Origin of the sequence: Zhihengliuella sp. ISTPL4 (genome assembly GCF_002848265.1) — a bacterium.
In the GTDB taxonomy this organism is placed as follows: Bacteria; Actinomycetota; Actinomycetes; order Actinomycetales; family Microbacteriaceae; genus Microbacterium.
In genome coordinates this window covers 2,067,022-2,083,783 of record NZ_CP025422.1, presented here as the reverse complement: position 1 = coordinate 2,083,783, position 16,762 = coordinate 2,067,022, and the positions used below count along the sequence as shown (strand labels likewise).

Below are 16,762 nucleotides of genomic sequence, written 5' to 3'. Positions count from 1 at the left end.
GTGTCCAACAGCCTCTGCGGGTGAAGATTATGGAGAGTGGTTGCAACAATGATGCAACTGCTGCAACCATGGAGGGGTGCGTTCTGGTTCAGATGTTGATGGTCGCTCTTCGCTGCGGCTGACAGGAAATGTCGTCGCCCTCGATGAGGGGAAGTACGTCTTCGAGTCGATGCTGGATGGCTGGGCGAACCAGCAGACAAGTCGCGGTTTGCAGGCGACCACCATCGATTCGCGCCGGCGGTTCATCGAGGATTTCGCCGAGTTCTGCGCGGCGTACCCGTGGCAGTGGCAGCCGCGGGATCTCGAGGACTATTCAGTGCGCGTGCGACCCGGCAAGGGTCCCTTGAAGCGGTCAACGATTCGGGGGTATCAGACGAGGATCCGTCTGTTCTGCGACTTCCTCACTGACCCGCGGTACGGCTGGCAGGCGGAGTGTCTGGCTCGGTTCGGGGATGCGCCGCAGCAGATCTGCCATGACTGGAACACGATCTCGCACCTGCTCGACCATGAGGGGGATCCCGGGCGACGTGCCCTCACTTTCGATGAGCTGGAGCGGTTCTTCGATGCTGCGGATGCTCGGGTCGAGGCGATCGTACGTGCCAGGAGGAAGGGTGCGCTTGCTGCGCTCCGGAACGCGCAGATGTTCAAGACCATCTACGCCTTTGGGCTGCGGCGTTCCGAGTGCATTGGGCTCGACGTTGCCGATCTGCGGTCGAACCCGGTGGCCCCGGGGTTCGGGAGTTTCGGAGCGGTGTATGTCCGGCACGGGAAGGGCAGTCGGGGCACCGGTCCGAAGCGACGGACCGTGCTGACTCTGCCCGAGTTCGACTGGGTCGTTGACGGCCTCACCCATTGGGTGGACCAGGGCCGGCCGCGGGTGGTCGGTGATTGGGAGACGGACATCCTCTGGCCGACGGAGCGCAGGACCAGAATCGGTGGCCGCTACCTGAACGACCGTTTCGCCGAGCTGCGCGACGAAGCCGGACTTCCGGAAGAGCTGGTTCTGCACTCGCTGCGGCACACCTATGTGACGAACCTCATCGAGTGGGGCTACAGCGAGAAGTTCGTGCAGGATCAGGTGGGCCACACGTTCGCTTCGACGACGGCGATCTACACGTCTGTCGGGGACGACTATAAGAACCGGGTGCTCGCTGATGCGCTCAAGAGGAACACGGAGGACCGTGATGGGGACTGACTCGAAGGGGCCGATCGACTGGCACCTGCGTGCTCTGATGGCCGAGGCTGGGATGTTCCAGACCACGGAGCTGCTCGCGCCGCTGCGCGAGCAGGGCATCGTCTTGTCCCGCGAGCAGGTGTATCGACTGGTCACCAAAGCACCGGAGCGGTTGAACGTCGAAGTTCTTGCGGCGCTGTGCCGCATCTTCGGATGCCAGCCGAACGACCTCATCACTGTCGTGGCGCGACCGGCAGCGGCGAAGAAGACGGGCACTGGGCGGGGGCGTGACACGGCGATCGGGGACCTTCGTCCTGTGCGTGCGCGACTTCATCGTCCCGCCGATCCAGGCCGATGACGGCTACGCCGTCACAGACGTGTGACCGTTGCGGGCGTTCGAGCGCGGGCCGTTACTCGCTGCTCGGCGAGAAGATCTGCAACGTCTGCTACAGCGCGCTCCGCAGGAACCCGTCAGAGTGTCCGTTGTGCGGGAACATCCGAGTCCTCGCATTTCGCACCGATGAAGGCGTGATCACCTGTGCGATCTGCGCCGGACACCCGCCACGGTTCCCGTGCCGCACGTGCGGCAGTGAGGAGTTCCTGACCGGAACGTACTGCGGGCGATGCCGGCTGCAGGCACGACTGGACGAGCTCATCGGACCCAAGGGATCGGCTCCGATCGAGCTGACCAGGCTTCGCGTGTACCTTGCGAACGCGCCGATGGACCCGCGTTCGGTGGTGCGCTGGCTGCGGCGGCCGCACGTCACAGAGACCCTGCGCGGCATGGCCACGGGCGCGCTGCCCGTTGATCACTCGTCTCTTGATCAACTCCAGCAAAGGCCAGCAACGCGGTATTTCCGGCGTCTGCTCATCGAAGCCCAGGTGCTGCCGAACATCCACGTGCTGCAGCACGAGCTCACGCTGCACGTTGCCGCGGTGGCTGCGACTCTCGAGCGCCCGACCGGGAACAAGCTCCGCCGCTTCTACAGATAGGACGTGTTGCCCAAGCTTCACAGGCGCTATCGAGACCGCGATCGAGACCTGTCCAACGAGGCCTTCATCGGCCAGCGCGGGAAACTGGCCGCGGTCGTCCGGTTCCTGACCTGGATGGATGCTCGCGGGCTCGCCGTCAGTGACCTTGATCAACGCACGCTCGATCACTACATCGCCCGCGTCAAGACGCGAGAGCCCGTGGAGCACTTCGTGCGGTGGGCGACCAAGACGCGGCTGACGGGCGACCTCGCCACCAACGTCCGGGCTGCACGAAACACGATGTCGAACGTGACCGAGGAGGAGCTGTCGCGCGATATCGACCTTCTGCTCAACGGAGAAGATGTGGAACTGGAAGTGCGCGTGGCAGGGCTGTTCATGCTCCTCTATGCGCAGATCCTCGGACGCGCCGTCAGTATGACTCGCGACCGAGTAGACGCCACCAGGGCGCAGGTGACCGTGCGGTTCGGGGTCACGCCCGTCGTGCTCGATGACCGGGTCGGGGACATCGTCAGACGGCACCTCTCCGCCGCGCCGCGACGGGGATACGCCGCGGGGGAATCGAGCTGGCTGTTCGAGGGACTCTCGCCCGGCGCTCACATGACTGCGGCCTACATCAGGCTGCGCCTCACGGAACTCGGGATCCGTCCACGCGTGTCACGCGAGACCCGGATGAACCTGCTGAGCATGCGGATGCCCTCGGCCGTGGTTGCCGACGTCATCGGAATCGGCAACCACACGGCGGACCGGCGTAAGAGCAAAGCCGGCGGGATCTGGTCGAACTACCCAGCCGTGCGTCGCTGACTACTAGTTCGCACTGCCCAGCGCGGCAGGTCGCAGCGCATCCGCGGCCGCCTCGAGCGCCCCGTCGTTGAGCGCGAAGTACGCCCACTTCCCGCGCTGTTCGCGGGTGACAAGCCCGGCGTCGGTGAGGAGCTTCATGTGGTGCGAGACCGTCCCCTGTGACAATCCGACCGGCTCGATGAGGTCGCAGATGCAGGCCTCGCCGCCTTCGGTGCCGGCGATAAGGGAGAGCAGCATCACGCGGGTCGGATCACCGATGGCCTTGAACACCCGAGCGGAACGCTCGGCCTCCTCGGGGGTGATCGATGCGGTGATGCGCGGCACGCAGCACGTGCTCTGCTCGATGGTCACGGGAAGGCTCATGCGGATAGTCTGACACGTATTGACAAACTTCGATAGGTAAGCGAGTGTTCTCGTATTGAAGTTTTTCGATCTGAGGAGATGTGATGTCTGAGCTTCCTGTCGTCGTCATCGGTGCCGGTCCGCAGGGCCTGGCTGCAGCCGCCCACCTGACCGAACGCGGCGTTGACGCCGTGGTCGTCGAGCGGGGCGGCTCGGCCGGTGCTGCCGTGTCCGAGTGGGGACACGTGCGACTGTTCTCCGGGTGGCCGGAGCTCACCGATGCCGCAGCGCGACGCCTTCTCGAGCCGACCGGCTGGACGGCGCCAGCAAGCGGCTACCCGACCGGGGCTGAGTGGGTCAGCGAGTACCTTTCCCCGCTCGCCGACGCTCTGGGCGACCGGGTGCTCTACGGCACGACCGTCACCGGTGTCGCTCGTCAGGGTCGAGACAAGGTCGTCGCGAGCGGCCGGAAGGCGCAGCCGTTCGTCGTGCACACGGTCGACCAGGACGGCCGTGATGGCCGCATCCTCGCCAGCTCTGTAATCGACGCGACCGGCACGTGGTCACTTCCGAACCCCGCGGGCGCTGACGGATACCCCGCGGTCGGCGAGACGGCTGCCTCGGAGCGCATCTCATACCGGATCCCAGACGACGTGTTCGAGCTGGCCGGCTCGCACGTGGTCGTCGTCGGCGCCGGCCACTCCGCGACGCACGCAGTGCTGCGCCTGAGTGAGTTGGCGCGTCGCGAGCCGGGCACCAAGGTGACCTGGCTGCTGCGCCGCGGGAGTGCAACGAACGTGTTCGGCGGCGGAACGGGAGATGAGCTGCCCGAGCGGGCCGCACTCGGCTCCCGCGCACGCAAGGTCATCGAAGCCGGCGTCGTCGAGGTCGTCACCGGGTTCCGCGTCGCGGAGTTCCAGCAGGACGGCGACACGCTCACGATCCTCGCCGAGAACGGCCAGGAGATCTCGGGTGTCACGCGCGTCTTCGCCCTCACCGGGTTCCGCCCCGACACCAGCATCCTGCGGGAGGTGCGCATCGAGCTCGACGGATCGCTGGACGCCGTGGCCGGGATCGCCTCGGAGATCGACCCCAACATCCACTCCTGCGGCTCGGTGGGAGCGACCGGCGCACGCCAGCTCGCACAGCCGGAGAAGGACCTGTTCATCGTCGGTGCGAAGTCCTACGGCCGCGCCCCCACCTTCCTCGCGCTCACCGGCTACGAGCAGGTGCGCAGCGTCGCAGCCCACCTTGCCGGCGACCATGAGGCCGCGGACCGCAACGAGCTTGTCCTGCCCGACACCGGAGTGTGCGGCGGCGCCGGCGGCTTCGACGCCGAAGGCAGCAGCTGCTGCGCCACGCCGTCCGTGCTGCAGATCGGCTCGCGCCCCGTCACCGTCGGCTGACGGTCTCGGAAAGAGGGCGGCTTCCCGTGGGAGGCCGCCCTCTTCGCGTGTCCAGGTGAAGAGTCGGTGAACGACGCCAGCGCCGATTGCGCCTTGCATAGATTGATGTCAATATAGAAGCATGTCGATTCAAGAGGTTGAGCTGGTCATCGTCGGGTCCGGCCCTGCGGGGTTCACCGCTGCGATCTACGCGGCCCGTGCGAACCTGGCGCCCGTGGTGATCGCCGGCTCCGTGACGACCGGTGGCGCACTGATGACCACGACCGAGGTGGAGAACTTCCCCGGCTTCGTCGACCCGGTCAACGGCCCGGAACTGATGGAGTCGATGCGTCAGCAGGCCGAGCGCTTCGGTGCCCGCATCCTCCTCGATGACGCGATCCGCGTCGACCTCGAGGGACCGATCAAGGTCATCGAGACGGGTGCAGGGGAGGCCTTCCACGCCCGCGCGGTGATCCTCGCGATGGGGTCGGCGTACCGCAAGCTCGGCCTCGCGGACGAGGAGCGCCTCACGGGCCGCGGAGTGTCCTGGTGCGCCACCTGCGATGGGTTCTTCTTCCGCGAGCAGGAGATCCTCGTCGTCGGCGGAGGCGACTCCGCGATGGAGGAGGCCCTGTTCCTCACCCGCTTCGCCTCCAAGGTGACGATCGTCCACCGCCGCGACGAGTTCCGGGCATCGAAGATCATGGCGCAGCGCGTTCTCGACCACCCGAAGATCGAGGTCGCCTGGAACAGCGAAGTCGCACGCCTCAACGGCGCCGAGAAGCTCGAGTCCGTCACGCTTCGCGACACCGTCACCGGCGCCGAGCGCGACCTGCCCGCGACGGGGCTCTTCGTGGCCATCGGCCACGACCCCCGCTCCGAGCTCGTCACCGGAACGGTCGACACCGACGCCGCCGGCTTCGTACTCGTCGATCACCCCTCGACCCGCACGAACCTCTCCGGCGTCTTCGCCGCCGGCGACCTCGTCGACCACACCTACCGGCAGGCGATCACCGCCGCCGGCACAGGTTGCGCCGCAGCGCAGGACGCCCAGCACTTCCTCGCCGCCTTCGAGAACGCGACCGCGCCTCTGGACGCCCTGACCGAGATCGAGGAGGTCTTCGCATGAGCACGCTCACCGCCGTCACCGACGCGACGTTCCAGGACGAGGTCCTCGGCTCCGACCTCCCCGTCGTGGTGGATATCTGGGCCACCTGGTGCGGGCCGTGCCGGCAGGTCGCCCCGCTGCTCGAGCAGCTCGCTGCCGAGTACGAGGGGCGCGTGAAGATCGTCAAGGTCGACGCCGACCAGAACCCCGAGACAGTGATCGCCGCCGGCGTCACCTCCATCCCCACTCTCGGCTTCTACCGCGACGGCACACGCACGGACATCCTCATCGGCGCGCACCCGAAGCCTGTCATCGCCGAGAAGATCGAAGGACTGCTCGCATGACCACCGCAACCACCACCCCTGCCCGGGCCGCAACCCGGCGGCTCTCCACACTGGACAGGTGGCTGCCGCTGTGGATCGGGCTCGCCATGGTCGCGGGTCTGCTTCTGGGGCGGTTCGTGCCGGCGCTGTCGGATCTGCTCGGCCGGATGGAGGTCGGCGGCATCTCGGTGCCGATCGGGCTCGGACTGCTGGTGATGATGTACCCGGTGCTGGCGAAGGTCCGCTACGACCGGATCGCCGCCGTCACGGGAGACAAGAAGCTCCTGATCTCCTCGCTGGTGCTGAACTGGCTGGTCGGCCCGGCCGTGATGTTCGCATTGGCCTGGATCTTCCTGCCCGACCTGCCCGAGTACCGCACCGGACTGATCATCGTCGGGCTCGCCCGCTGCATCGCGATGGTCGTGATCTGGAACGACCTCGCCTGCGGCGACCGTGAGGCGACCGCCGTACTGGTCGCGATCAACTCGGTGTTCCAGGTGGTCGCGTTCTCGCTGCTGGGCTGGTTCTACCTGACCGTGCTGCCCGGGTGGCTCGGGCTGGACACCCAGGGGCTGGAGATCTCGGTCTGGCAGATCGCGCTGAACGTGCTCGTCTTCCTCGGCGTGCCGCTGGTCGCCGGCTTCGCGTCCCGGTGGATCGGCGAGCGGCGCCGCGGCCGCGACTGGTACGAGGAGAAGTTCCTGCCCGTGATCGGACCGTGGGCGCTGTACGGGCTGCTGTTCACCATCGTGCTGCTGTTCGCTCTGCAAGGAAAGCAGGTGACGTCCCATCCCCTGGATGTCGCGCGCATCGCCATCCCGCTGCTGGCGTACTTCGCGATCATGTGGTTCACCGGCATCCTCACCGGCAAGGCACTCGGGCTGAACTATGCCCGCTCCACCTCGCTGGCCTTCACTGCAGCGGGCAACAACTTCGAACTCGCGATCGCCGTCGCCATCGGCACCTTCGGCGCCGCCTCCGGCCAGGCCCTCGCCGGCGTGGTCGGCCCGCTCATCGAAGTGCCCGTCCTGGTCGGGCTCGTCTACGTCTCACTCTGGGCGGCCCGAGCCTGGTTCCACACCGATCCGTACACCGGCGAAAGGATCACCTCATGAACCTCACCCTCGCCGGCACGGCCGACGCCTGCAGCCCGGTCGCCACGCACGCCATCGGCCAGGAGGCCGCCGGCACGGTGGCCGCGACCCTGAAGGCACTCGCCGACCCGCTGCGACTGCGGATGCTCTCTGCGATCGCCTCGGACCCGCGCGGCGAGTCCTGCGTCTGCGACCTCGCCGAGCTCGCAGACGTGTCACAGCCGACCGTGTCGCACCACCTGAAGGTGCTCAAGGACGTCGACGTGCTCACCTCGGAACGCCGCGGGACATGGGTCTGGTATCGCATCAACCCGAGCCGCCGCAGCGCCGTCACCGCCCTGCTGGACTCCTTCGCCCCGGCGACCATGACGGCGCCCAGCGAGGACGGGAACAGCGAAGATCGCGACATCCGCCCAGACTTCGACATCCGGATCACCCACCTCGCCGACGAACTCGCCGCCGAGATCCCCGAGCTCGCCCCGGAGACTGTGCTGAGCATCGTGCGTGAGTCCTACACGTCGCTGGCCCGTACCGCGAAAGTCACCGGCGCGCTCGTCCCTCTCACCGAACGCTTCGCCAGGCAACGACTCGCAGACATCACCAGAGACCGCAACCACTCCGTCCCGCAAGTGCTCTTCGTCTGCGTCGCCAACGCCGGCCGCTCCCAGCTCGCCGCGGCCCTGGTCAACCAGATCGCCGGCGGCAAAGTCATCGCCCGCTCCGCCGGATCCAGCCCCGCCGAGATCATCCACCCCCACGTGCGCTCGATCCTCGCCGAGATCGAAGGCGATGCCGCGGCCGCGCGCTTCCCGAAGCCCCTCACCGATGACGCCGTCCGCGCCGCCGACGTCGTCATCACCATGGGCTGCGGCGACGTCTGCCCCATCATCCCCGGGGTTCGCTACGACGACTGGGCGGTCGGGGACCCCGCCCTCGCCTCGCGCGAAGGCGTCGAAGCCATCCGTGACGACATCGAAGGCCGCGTCCGTGCCCTCGTCAACGAACTCACCCACTGACCCATCCCTCACAGGAGCCACCATGATCGACACCACCGCACCCAAGCCCTCCGTCCTCTTCGTCTGCGTACACAACGCCGGCCGCTCGCAGATGGCCGCCGGATTCCTGCGCGACCGCGCAGGCGATCGCATCGAAGTGCGTTCCGCCGGGTCCATGCCAGCCGACCAGATCAACCCCGTCGCCGTCGAGGCCATGGGCGAGCTCGGGATCGACATCACCGCCGAGCAGCCCAAGGTCCTCACCACCGAAGCGGTGCAGGCCTCCGACGTCGTCATCACCATGGGCTGCGGCGATGCGTGCCCGTTCTTCCCCGGCAAGCGCTACGAGGACTGGAAGCTCGACGACCCGGCCGGGCAGGGCATCGACGCCGTCCGTCCGATCCGCGACGAGATCCGCACCCGCATCGAACAGTTGGTCAGCGAACTCGTCTGAGCGACTCCGATTGCCGTGCACTGTCCCCGGGACCTCGTCTCTCCGTCGACAGCCTCCTTGCCTCGTAAGTTCAGCAAGCACTGTATAATCAGTGCATGCTGACTATTGCTTCTCGCCTCGACGTCATGAACCGGCTCGGCCGGGCCATGGCGGACCCGACGCGTTCCCGGATCCTGATGACCTTGCTCGGCGGCCCGAGCTATCCGGCCGTGCTGTCGCGCGAGTTGGAGCTGACCCGCTCGAACGTCTCGAACCACCTGACCTGTCTGCGCGACTGCGGCATCGTGGTCGCCGAGCCTGAGGGGCGGCAGACGCGCTACGAGATCGCCGACCCGCACCTCGCGGCGGCGCTCACCGCACTGGTGGACGTGACGCTTGCTGTCGACGAGCACGCTCCCTGCGTGGACTCTTCGTGCACCGTGCCGGGCTGCTGCGGGACGGGAGCAGGCGAGTGAGCGCGGCGTGCGGCTGCGAGCACGACGAGCCCGAGACTGTCATAGGCGATGAAGCCGAGGAGGCTGAGCGCCCCTGGTGGCGGGACCGCGGGATCATGGTCCCGGTCTTCTCCGGCGTCGCCTTCCTCACCGGCCTGGCGCTGGAGTGGTCCGGGATGGAGATCCCGGCACTGGTGGCGTTCTGGATCGGTCTGCTGCTGGGCGCGTCGACGTTCACCCCGGGCGCGATCCGGAAGCTGTTCAAGGGCAAGCTCGGCATCGGCCTGCTGATGACCATCAGCGCCGTCGGCGCGGTGATCCTCGGCTACGTCGAGGAGGCCGCCGCCCTGGCGTTCCTGTACTCGATCGCCGAGGCGCTGGAGGACAAGGCGATGGACCGTGCTCGCGGCGGGCTGCGGGCACTGCTCAAGCTCGTCCCGGAGACCGCGACCGTCCGCCGCGACGGCGTCTCGGTGGAGGTCGCCGCGAAGGACCTGGCTGTCGGTCAGTTGATGCTGGTGCGGCCGGGCGAGCGGATCGCGACCGACGGCGTCGTCCGCACGGGACGTTCCAGCCTGGATACGTCCGCGATCACGGGGGAGTCGATCCCGGTCGAGGTCGAGCCCGGCGATGCCGTGTCGGCGGGTGCGATCAACACCGCGGGGGCGCTGGAGGTCGAGACGACCGCGGCCGGCACGGACAACTCGCTGACCACGATCGTCGACCTGGTGGAGAAGGCGCAGGCGGAGAAGGGAGACCGCGCCCGTCTCGCCGACCGCATTGCCCGCCCGCTCGTGCCCGGCGTGCTGATCCTCGCCGCTCTCGTCGCGATCATCGGGTCGCTGCTCGGCGACCCGGAGCTGTGGATCACCCGCGCACTCGTCGTGCTGGTCGCGGCATCGCCCTGCGCGCTGGCGATCTCGGTCCCGCTGACCGTGGTGGCCGCCATCGGGTCGGCGAGCAAGTTCGGCGTGATCATCAAGTCCGGGGCCGTGTTCGAGCGGTTCGGCGTGATCCGCCACGTCGCGGTCGACAAGACCGGCACCCTGACCCGCAACGAGCCCGCCGTCACCGCGGTGCTCACCGCCGACGGCGTGACCGAGGCGCAGGCGCTGGCGTGGGCGGCGTCGTTGGAGCAGCACAGCACCCACCCCCTCGCGGCCGCGATCACCGCTGCAGCGCCTGAGGCCCCTGCAGCCGAGGGCGTGACCGAGCAGGCAGGTCACGGCATCGAAGGCGAGCTCGACGGCGCGCGGATCACCGTCGGCAGCCCGCGCTGGCTCGACGCCGGGACCCTCGGCGACCGGGTCGCGGGGCTGGAAGAGCAGGGCATGACAGTCGTGATCGTCCACCGCGGCGGCGTCCCGGTCGCCGCGATCGGCGTCCGCGACGAGCTGCGCCCCGAGGTCCCTGAAGTGGTCCGCACCCTCGCGACCCAGGGCATCGGGGTGACCATGCTCACCGGCGACAACGCCCGCACCGCCCGCGCCCTCGCTGCGCATGCAGGGATCGATGACGTCCGCGCCGAGCTGCGCCCCGAAGACAAGGCCGCCGCGATCGCAGAGCTCGGTGCGAAGGGCTCGGTCGCGATGATCGGCGACGGCATCAACGACGCCCCCGCCCTGGCCGCTGCCGATATCGGCATCGCGATGGGCGCGACCGGCTCCGATGCCGCGATCGAGTCCGCCGACGTGGCCTTCACCGGCCACGACCTGCGGCTGCTGCCGCGCGCGTTCGACCACGCCCGCCGCGGACGGCACATCATCAACCAGAACATCATCCTGTCGCTGCTGATCATCAGCGCCCTGCTCCCGCTCGCCCTCTTCGGCGTCCTCGGCCTCGCCGCCGTGGTGCTCGTGCACGAGATCGCCGAGGTCGTCGTGATCCTCAATGGCCTGCGCGCCGCGTCGACGCGGAAGGCAAGCACGTGACCGCGCAGGACGTCGCCGCCGCGTGACGGCTTGATCCGGGACCATGCGGATGACCTTTAGATTTCACATCAGAGTTCGCGCGCGTTGATCGGCGACTTGCCTGCTGGCTAGGGGCCTATCGGGCGGGCCGTATGCCGGGGTCTAATGGCCATGATCATTTGGTTCCGGTTTCCCTTCGCCTCGGGTCTGTCTTCGTTATGGTCGGGCGAAGGGGCGGGCAGCAGTCGGGGTCGTTTTCGCGGCGGTGTCGCCTGGCACGCGCTGTCATCACGATGCTTGCAACCACCGCGAGGATCAGGAGTGCGGCACCGCCCGTGATCACCCACGGGTTGCGGAGGAGGGTGCCGATCCCTGTGATCGTGCCTCCGACGACGAGAAGTGGAAGGAGGGCGCAGCAGCCGACCACGAGCAGTGCGGCGACGGCCCCAAGGAGCAGGCCACGGCCGCCTCGCTGGTCGTCCTGGTTGGGAGGCATTGGTGTTCTGTCCTCTCGTGGTGCCGTCTCAGCAGCAGGTCTCGGGACCGCAGCAGCTTCCAGACAGTTCGTCGGCACCGGTCCGGGGGCGCTCGAGCATCTCGGTGATCAGGGTGCTGCCAACCTCGAAGGCATCGGCGACCGTGAGGATTTGGGCCATCGGGTGTTCCGTGAGCCATCCGGCGGCGTCCTCGCGGGAAGCGAAGTAGTGGACCTGGTTGCAGAACGAGGAGCGAATCGAGTGCATGGCCTCGGGGCTGACCAAGGACACCACCGCGGTCGCCGGTTCCACGCTAGTGACACCGGCGGTCGAGTCGACGGTGACGCGGATCGTGTCGCCGCTGGCCGGGGAGATCGATTCGACCCGGGCGGGCCGATCGAGGAGCGTGGGGAAGATCAGGGTATCGAAGGCGCACCAGGTGTAGAGCTCCTTACCGGCGACGGTGAACCGGTGGGTGGTGGGGCGCAGGGTCAGGCCCTGACCGATAATCCGCCCCTGGTCGTCGTACTCGGTGTCCGGTGACGCGGCGAGGCGGGTGCGGACCTCGTCGGCGGTGAGAGCGGTGGCGGTCGCGAGCTGCTCGATGGTGACCGGGTCACCGGCGACAAGCAGCCGCAGGAGCGGAACCAGCAGGGCTGTCTCCTCGGACCGGGCGAGCCGATCGGTCAGGTCGGTAGTGAGGGGCGTCATGGCGAGGCTCCAGTTTCTGATGGGGTGGATCCGCTGTCTGGCGCGCGGTCAGGCGCAGCAGGACAGCATCGACACATCGGTGGTGAAGGCCTTGGCGACGATCCGGATGCCTTCGGCCGTGGTCAGGTACGGGGCCCACGCGTCGGCGACCTCGGTGATGGTCTTGCCGAGGATGTGGACACCTGCGGCGGCGAGTTCGCCGGCGTCCTTGGCGACCGCGGTCAGGCCGAGGATCTCGCCGGTGTCCGCGTTGGCGACCATCTTGATGAACCCGCGGGTGTCCCGGTTCACCAGCGCGCGGGGCACGTACTCCAGTGGCAGGACACGGCAGTCGCAGCGGATCCCGGCCGCGATGACCTCCTTCTCGGTCATCCCGACCGCGCCGACGGCAGGGCTCGTGAATGTGACCCGCGGCATCCGCGTGTAGTCGACCGACGTGCTGGCGTCAGTGAAGGCGTTCTCGGCGACCAACGTGCCGTGCCGGGCTGCGACGTAGACGAACTCGGGGTGCCCGGTGACATCCCCAGCCGCCCAGACGCGAGGGTTGGAGGACTGCAACTGGTCGGTGACCACGACCTCTCCGGCCTCGCCGGTCTTCACTTGCACGGTCTCGAGGTTGAGCCCGTCGGTGACCGGGGCGCGGCCGAGCGCGACGAGGATCTCGTCGGCACGGAACTCCTGCACGCCGCCCGAGACCTCGGCCGCGGCGACGATCTGGCCGGTGCCCGGGTCGCGGGTGACGCGGGTGGGGATGGCGCGGCGGACCACTCGGATGCCCTCGTCGGCGAAGATTTCCTGCAACGCCTTGGAGACTTCCGGCTCCTCCTTCGACGCCAGCCGGGACCTCACCAGCAGAGTCACCTTCGAGCCGAGCCGGGCGAACAACTGTGCCATCTCCAGCGCCACATAGCCCCCGCCGAGCACCAGCAGCGAGTCAGGCACCTCGGACAGCTCCATCGCCGACGTCGAGGTGAGAAAGTCGACGCCGTCCAGCCCCTCGATGGCAGGAGCCCACGGGCGGGAGCCTGTGGCGATGAGGTATTGGGCGGCCTCGATGGTTTCGACGGTGCCGTCCGCGGCGGTGACCTCGAGGACCGACGCATCCGGCGTGCCGGCGAACGCCGCCTCGCCCTGGCGGACCGGCCAGCCGTAGGCTTCTGCCACGTCGATGTACTTCTCACTCCGCATCGCCTCGACCAGGTCCTGCTTGCCACCCACCAGCCCGTGCATGTCTACCGGGCCAGCGGTGGCGGCGATCCCCGGGAACCGGGAGCCCGCATCCGCGGCCACGTGGCGGGCCTCGGCGGCCGCGAGCAGCGCCTTGGACGGAACGCACCCCGTGTTCACGCACGTGCCGCCCAACGTGCCGCGCTCGATCATCACCACCGACTTTCCCAGTGTGGTGGCGCGGATCGCCGCGGCGAATGCCGCGCCACCCGACCCAATCACGGCCAGATCAAACCTCGATGGCATCCTTATTCCTCCCTGGACATCTTGGAACATCCCGCTGATACACTCATCATGAACCTTCCACCACAGGGGAAGGTCAAGCACGAAATTTGCGACCAGCGAAAAGGGGGGGGCGGGGAATGCGGATCGGAGAGCTCGCCGACGCGGCCGGCACCACGGCGAAGACGTTGCGGTTCTACGAGGACCAGGGGCTCCTGCCGCCGGCCGGGCGCACGCCCAGCGGCTACCGCAACTACACCGCCGAGACCATCGCCCGAATCGACTTCATCCACCGCGGCCAAGCCGCTGGACTCACCCTCGCCCAGATCCAGCAGATCCTCCACATCCGCGACCACGGCCAAGCGCCCTGCAGCCACGTCCGCGACCTCCTCGACGCACGCCTCACCGATATCGACCAGCAGCTCAGGCAGCTCCACGACCTGCGCGACACCCTCGCCGGGCTCCGCGACCAGGCCGAGCACGTCGAGCCCGACACGTGCAGCTCGGATCAGGTCTGCCGCTATCTGTAGCCAAGCCCGGGGGTCTGTCCGATAATCCAGGCAGTCCCACTGGAGGCGCAAGCGCAGCGGGAGGCCATTGGTGCTCAGGTCGAGGTTGAGCGCAGCGCGGGATAGTCGGACCATTCGCCCCCGGAGAGGCGTGCCCAGGCGGCAGCTGATGACGCCGTGATGCCGAGCAGGTCGGACACGATTCGAGGATGCAGTTGTCGGGTGAGGTCCATCAGCGCGGTGACACGAGCGCTGCCGGCGAGGAGTCCTTCTTGACGGAGTCGACGGCTGAGCGGCCCGGGGGTGATCGGTCGGCCCGGGTTCCTGCCCGGGAAGAGCCAAGTGTCGGAGCGGTTGCCGTCGAGCAGCTGGACCATTGCTTCGGCGAGGACTTCGGGCAGCTCGATCGGTTCAGTTCCGACCGTCAGCGTCATGGGGCGCGCGGTCGTATCGACTTGTGCGCGGGTGATCGCTGCGATGCGGGTCAGGTGGAGCCCGTAGAACAGGACGAGCAATCCGCTGACTCGCGTCACGGGATCCATGTCGTCTCGCGTGATGAACGCGCGTGCCATCGTCCACCGATGGTCGGCGGCGTAGTCGCGCCCTTCGAGGCGATGGCTGCGGAACTCGACCCGGAGGCGGCTCAGGCGGTGCCGTCGCAGCCACCGGGTGAACGGCGCGAGGGCATCCCGTTGTGAGGGCGAACCGGTGAGGAAGCCGTCGAGAGATCGCTGCGGGTATGTCGTCAGCGTTTCGCCGCTCGCGCGGTTGATGCTCGACCAGTGCTGCTGGATTCGTTTCCTCGCTCATGCGCAGAATCTACCGAAGGCGGATTCGACTCCAGCCGAAAACGATCGTTTTCGGCGCGGTCCAGAACTAAGGCTCGGAAGGCCTGCCACAAACGTTCGTCATAACCACCAAACGGCAAGGGTTTCCGGCTGATCTCGCGGAGACACACGCAGTCCGTTCGCGAACGGCGACGGCAGGTGTCGCGCAACCCATCGTTTCTGACTGATTCGGTTAGAGTCTCACGGCGAGCTGCCGCAGTGGCTCTCCGAAACTCATTCGGTGGGGACTTTCAGCGGACCTTGGTGACTATCTCGTCGCAGACATCTGGGCCGCGCCCGGGCGTCGCTACTCGTCGTCGGTGCATTCACGGTCGGCAGCCCGGTCGAAGTCGGGAACGGGCCGGTTCTGCGCGTCCTCGGGTGTCGTGGCGAGTCCGTTGCGTTCAATATCGTCGATCAGCCAGTCCATTTCTAGGATCTCTCGCCGCTGAGCTTCGCTGATTCCGACGGCGAGCTCGCAGACCCGGATGTCCTGAATCTGCGCTCGTTCAGATCTGGTGATCGCAAGGGAGTGGTGGGGAATCATGGCCCGCATGTATGCGGTGTCGTCGACGGTGATCTGGCTACGGTCGAGCGCGACGCCGCCTCCGAGCAGGAGGACGCTGACGATGACGACGGCGATGTTCGCTTTGGTGTTCTTGTACATGTTCAGCATCCAGGCGAGCATGACGAGGCCCATGGCGCCGCCCATGGTGAGGGCCATGAATATGCGGCTCTCGCTGAAGCGGATGTGTCCCCATTCCCACACTCCGGCGAACATCGTCCAGTACATCACGACCATGCCGGTGAGGATCATCGCCGCGAAACGCAGGTACATCTTCAGCGAGCCGTGCTTCTTGTCCTTTGCTTGTCGTTCGCTTCCTTCATGGGCGTCCTGTGACATGTGATTCACCTGTTCGTCTGGATTGGTTGCGCGTCGCGCGGTTGACGAGCGTCCGGTTCAGAGGGTTGCGAGGAGTGTGGCGCACGCGTCTTCGCATCGCCGGCAGGCCGCGGCACACACGGTGCAGTGTTCGTGCATGGTGTGCTTCTCGCACTCGTCGGCGCAGCTCGCGCACGCGGTGCGGCACGCTTCCAGGGCTGCCCGGGTGAGGTTGGTGTCGTAGCCGGTGTGTCGGGACAGGATGCGCGCGGTGGTGTCGCAGAGGTCGGCGCAGTCCAGGTTCGTGCGGATGCACTTCGTGAGCTCTGAGACCATCTCCTCGCTCAGGCACGCATCCGCGCATGCGGTGCACGATTGGGCGCAGTCCATGCAGGCCTCGATACAGTCCACGAGCGCCTTCTGGTCGACCTGTCCGAGGTCCTTCGGATAGGAGCGGAGCATTTCTGCCACGACAGTCATGATCGAATCCTCTCGTCGTCCTGGAACTCTCAAACTACGATCACGGTGTCGCCTGCGACACCCCGTTGAATACCCCGGGAGGGCATGGTAACCCCAGCCGTGATGCGGCCTCAACGCTCAGGGCGCAGTGTCTCGCTGATCCGTTCCCCCAGGCGGGGGATCCCGCAGGATCAATGCCACGGCAGCCATGACGATGATCAGCGCGATGTCGTAGCTGGCGACTGTGTAGGTCCACCAGGCGGCATCGGTCGATTGCGTGTCGCTCAGCAAGTGCGCGAGTGCGAGGACCGGGCCCGTGGCCAGGAGCACGTACCCGAGGCGAACGAGGCGTCGATGCGTTCGCACAGGATCGAGCGGGTGGGTTCCGGCGCGGGTCATTGGAAGATCGCTCCGATCGTGAGGAAACTGGCGATG

20 protein-coding genes are annotated in these 16,762 nt (G+C 67.4%); 13 read left to right on the top strand and 7 right to left on the bottom strand.

The genetic code is table 11. The features are described from left to right. Window positions 1-76 precede the first annotated feature (76 nt). From CYL12_RS10065 to CYL12_RS10055, 4 genes are all read left to right on the top strand, one after another. Complete coding sequence (locus tag CYL12_RS10065) at window positions 77-1,195, top strand: tyrosine-type recombinase/integrase (protein ID WP_233486705.1); 1,119 nt, start codon at window positions 77-79, stop codon at window positions 1,193-1,195. Continuing rightward, entirely contained in the window at window positions 1,185-1,532 is a 348-nt protein-coding gene (locus CYL12_RS10060) for a helix-turn-helix domain-containing protein (RefSeq protein ID WP_061015168.1), read from the top strand. The genes CYL12_RS10065 and CYL12_RS10060 overlap by 11 nt, the downstream gene beginning before the upstream one ends. A gap of 170 nt (window positions 1,533-1,702) precedes the next feature. Further along, entirely contained in the window at window positions 1,703-2,167 is a 465-nt protein-coding gene (locus CYL12_RS17195) for a hypothetical protein (RefSeq protein WP_158297145.1), read from the top strand. Window positions 2,168-2,170: 3 nt separating this feature from the next. Beyond that, window positions 2,171-2,968 (top strand): hypothetical protein, encoded by a 798-nt coding sequence (locus CYL12_RS10055; RefSeq protein ID WP_158297144.1) that lies wholly within the window; start codon window positions 2,171-2,173, stop codon window positions 2,966-2,968. Between the two features lie 3 nt (window positions 2,969-2,971). On the opposite strand, the gene CYL12_RS10050 is transcribed toward CYL12_RS10055, so the two are convergent. Further along, window positions 2,972-3,331, bottom strand: a complete 360-nt coding sequence (locus CYL12_RS10050; RefSeq protein WP_061015170.1) for an ArsR/SmtB family transcription factor — start codon at window positions 3,329-3,331, stop codon at window positions 2,972-2,974. A gap of 83 nt (window positions 3,332-3,414) precedes the next feature. Between CYL12_RS10050 and CYL12_RS10045 the strand changes: the two genes are divergently transcribed. From CYL12_RS10045 to CYL12_RS10010, 8 genes are all read left to right on the top strand, one after another. Next, window positions 3,415-4,716, top strand: coding sequence for an NAD(P)-binding domain-containing protein (locus tag CYL12_RS10045; protein ID WP_101847476.1), 1,302 nt, complete (start codon window positions 3,415-3,417; stop codon window positions 4,714-4,716). Between the two features lie 121 nt (window positions 4,717-4,837). Next, window positions 4,838-5,824 carry a thioredoxin-disulfide reductase gene (gene trxB / locus CYL12_RS10040; protein ID WP_101847475.1) on the top strand — a complete coding sequence of 329 codons (987 nt, stop codon included), beginning with the start codon at window positions 4,838-4,840 and terminating at the stop codon, window positions 5,822-5,824. Continuing rightward, a complete protein-coding gene (gene trxA, locus CYL12_RS10035) occupies window positions 5,821-6,147 on the top strand; it encodes a thioredoxin (protein WP_016465421.1) in 327 nt (108 codons plus the stop codon). Before trxB ends, trxA begins: the two co-directional genes overlap by 4 nt. Beyond that, window positions 6,144-7,241, top strand: coding sequence for an ACR3 family arsenite efflux transporter (gene arsB / locus CYL12_RS10030; protein WP_016465420.1), 1,098 nt, complete (start codon window positions 6,144-6,146; stop codon window positions 7,239-7,241). The genes trxA and arsB overlap by 4 nt, the downstream gene beginning before the upstream one ends. Continuing rightward, on the top strand, window positions 7,238-8,236 hold the full coding sequence (locus CYL12_RS10025) for a metalloregulator ArsR/SmtB family transcription factor (RefSeq protein WP_101847474.1): 999 nt from the start codon (window positions 7,238-7,240) through the stop codon (window positions 8,234-8,236). Before arsB ends, CYL12_RS10025 begins: the two co-directional genes overlap by 4 nt. Before the next feature lie 22 nt (window positions 8,237-8,258). Beyond that, window positions 8,259-8,669, top strand: a complete 411-nt coding sequence (locus CYL12_RS10020) for an arsenate reductase ArsC (protein ID WP_016465418.1) — start codon at window positions 8,259-8,261, stop codon at window positions 8,667-8,669. Between the two features lie 95 nt (window positions 8,670-8,764). Continuing rightward, window positions 8,765-9,124, top strand: coding sequence for a Cd(II)/Pb(II)-sensing metalloregulatory transcriptional regulator CmtR (locus CYL12_RS10015; protein WP_016465417.1), 360 nt, complete (start codon window positions 8,765-8,767; stop codon window positions 9,122-9,124). Further along, on the top strand, window positions 9,121-11,034 hold the full coding sequence (locus CYL12_RS10010; protein WP_199399101.1) for a heavy metal translocating P-type ATPase: 1,914 nt from the start codon (window positions 9,121-9,123) through the stop codon (window positions 11,032-11,034). The genes CYL12_RS10015 and CYL12_RS10010 overlap by 4 nt, the downstream gene beginning before the upstream one ends. 503 nt (window positions 11,035-11,537) lie before the next feature. On the opposite strand, the gene merB is transcribed toward CYL12_RS10010, so the two are convergent. Beyond that, window positions 11,538-12,200 (bottom strand): organomercurial lyase MerB, encoded by a 663-nt coding sequence (gene merB, locus CYL12_RS10000; RefSeq protein WP_101847472.1) that lies wholly within the window; start codon window positions 12,198-12,200, stop codon window positions 11,538-11,540. Window positions 12,201-12,248: 48 nt separating this feature from the next. After that, window positions 12,249-13,673 (bottom strand): mercury(II) reductase, encoded by a 1,425-nt coding sequence (gene merA / locus CYL12_RS09995; RefSeq protein ID WP_101847471.1) that lies wholly within the window; start codon window positions 13,671-13,673, stop codon window positions 12,249-12,251. Between the two features lie 116 nt (window positions 13,674-13,789). On the opposite strand from merA, the gene CYL12_RS09990 reads away from it, so the two are divergent. Continuing rightward, complete coding sequence (locus CYL12_RS09990) at window positions 13,790-14,179, top strand: heavy metal-responsive transcriptional regulator (RefSeq protein ID WP_017828519.1); 390 nt, start codon at window positions 13,790-13,792, stop codon at window positions 14,177-14,179. Window positions 14,180-14,253: 74 nt separating this feature from the next. On the opposite strand, the gene CYL12_RS09985 is transcribed toward CYL12_RS09990, so the two are convergent. From CYL12_RS09985 to CYL12_RS09970, 4 genes are all read right to left on the bottom strand, one after another. Next, window positions 14,254-14,730 carry a hypothetical protein gene (locus CYL12_RS09985; RefSeq protein WP_233486704.1) on the bottom strand — a complete coding sequence of 159 codons (477 nt, stop codon included), beginning with the start codon at window positions 14,728-14,730 and terminating at the stop codon, window positions 14,254-14,256. Between the two features lie 562 nt (window positions 14,731-15,292). Continuing rightward, entirely contained in the window at window positions 15,293-15,889 is a 597-nt protein-coding gene (locus tag CYL12_RS09980) for a DUF305 domain-containing protein (protein ID WP_188700523.1), read from the bottom strand. A gap of 57 nt (window positions 15,890-15,946) precedes the next feature. Continuing rightward, the gene (locus CYL12_RS09975) at window positions 15,947-16,348 is read right to left on the bottom strand and encodes a four-helix bundle copper-binding protein (protein WP_053548210.1); all 402 of its coding nucleotides are present in this window, start codon (window positions 16,346-16,348) and stop codon (window positions 15,947-15,949) included. Window positions 16,349-16,465: 117 nt separating this feature from the next. Beyond that, complete coding sequence (locus tag CYL12_RS09970; RefSeq protein ID WP_053548209.1) at window positions 16,466-16,726, bottom strand: hypothetical protein; 261 nt, start codon at window positions 16,724-16,726, stop codon at window positions 16,466-16,468. Window positions 16,727-16,762: the final 36 nt, after the last annotated feature.

Coding starts and splice junctions, on each gene's coding strand:
- CYL12_RS10060 (WP_061015168.1), top strand. CDS start 1,185: ATGGGGACTGACTCGAAGGGGCCGATCGACTGGCACCTGCGTGCTCTG.
- CYL12_RS10050 (WP_061015170.1), bottom strand. CDS start 3,331: ATGAGCCTTCCCGTGACCATCGAGCAGAGCACGTGCTGCGTGCCGCGC.
- CYL12_RS10045 (WP_101847476.1), top strand. CDS start 3,415: ATGTCTGAGCTTCCTGTCGTCGTCATCGGTGCCGGTCCGCAGGGCCTG.
- trxB (WP_101847475.1), top strand. CDS start 4,838: ATGTCGATTCAAGAGGTTGAGCTGGTCATCGTCGGGTCCGGCCCTGCG.
- trxA (WP_016465421.1), top strand. CDS start 5,821: ATGAGCACGCTCACCGCCGTCACCGACGCGACGTTCCAGGACGAGGTC.
- arsB (WP_016465420.1), top strand. CDS start 6,144: ATGACCACCGCAACCACCACCCCTGCCCGGGCCGCAACCCGGCGGCTC.
- CYL12_RS10025 (WP_101847474.1), top strand. CDS start 7,238: ATGAACCTCACCCTCGCCGGCACGGCCGACGCCTGCAGCCCGGTCGCC.
- CYL12_RS10020 (WP_016465418.1), top strand. CDS start 8,259: ATGATCGACACCACCGCACCCAAGCCCTCCGTCCTCTTCGTCTGCGTA.
- CYL12_RS10015 (WP_016465417.1), top strand. CDS start 8,765: ATGCTGACTATTGCTTCTCGCCTCGACGTCATGAACCGGCTCGGCCGG.
- merB (WP_101847472.1), bottom strand. CDS start 12,200: ATGACGCCCCTCACTACCGACCTGACCGATCGGCTCGCCCGGTCCGAG.
- merA (WP_101847471.1), bottom strand. CDS start 13,673: ATGCCATCGAGGTTTGATCTGGCCGTGATTGGGTCGGGTGGCGCGGCA.
- CYL12_RS09990 (WP_017828519.1), top strand. CDS start 13,790: ATGCGGATCGGAGAGCTCGCCGACGCGGCCGGCACCACGGCGAAGACG.
- CYL12_RS09985 (WP_233486704.1), bottom strand. CDS start 14,730: ATGGCACGCGCGTTCATCACGCGAGACGACATGGATCCCGTGACGCGA.
- CYL12_RS09980 (WP_188700523.1), bottom strand. CDS start 15,889: ATGTCACAGGACGCCCATGAAGGAAGCGAACGACAAGCAAAGGACAAG.
- CYL12_RS09975 (WP_053548210.1), bottom strand. CDS start 16,348: ATGACTGTCGTGGCAGAAATGCTCCGCTCCTATCCGAAGGACCTCGGA.
- CYL12_RS09970 (WP_053548209.1), bottom strand. CDS start 16,726: ATGACCCGCGCCGGAACCCACCCGCTCGATCCTGTGCGAACGCATCGA.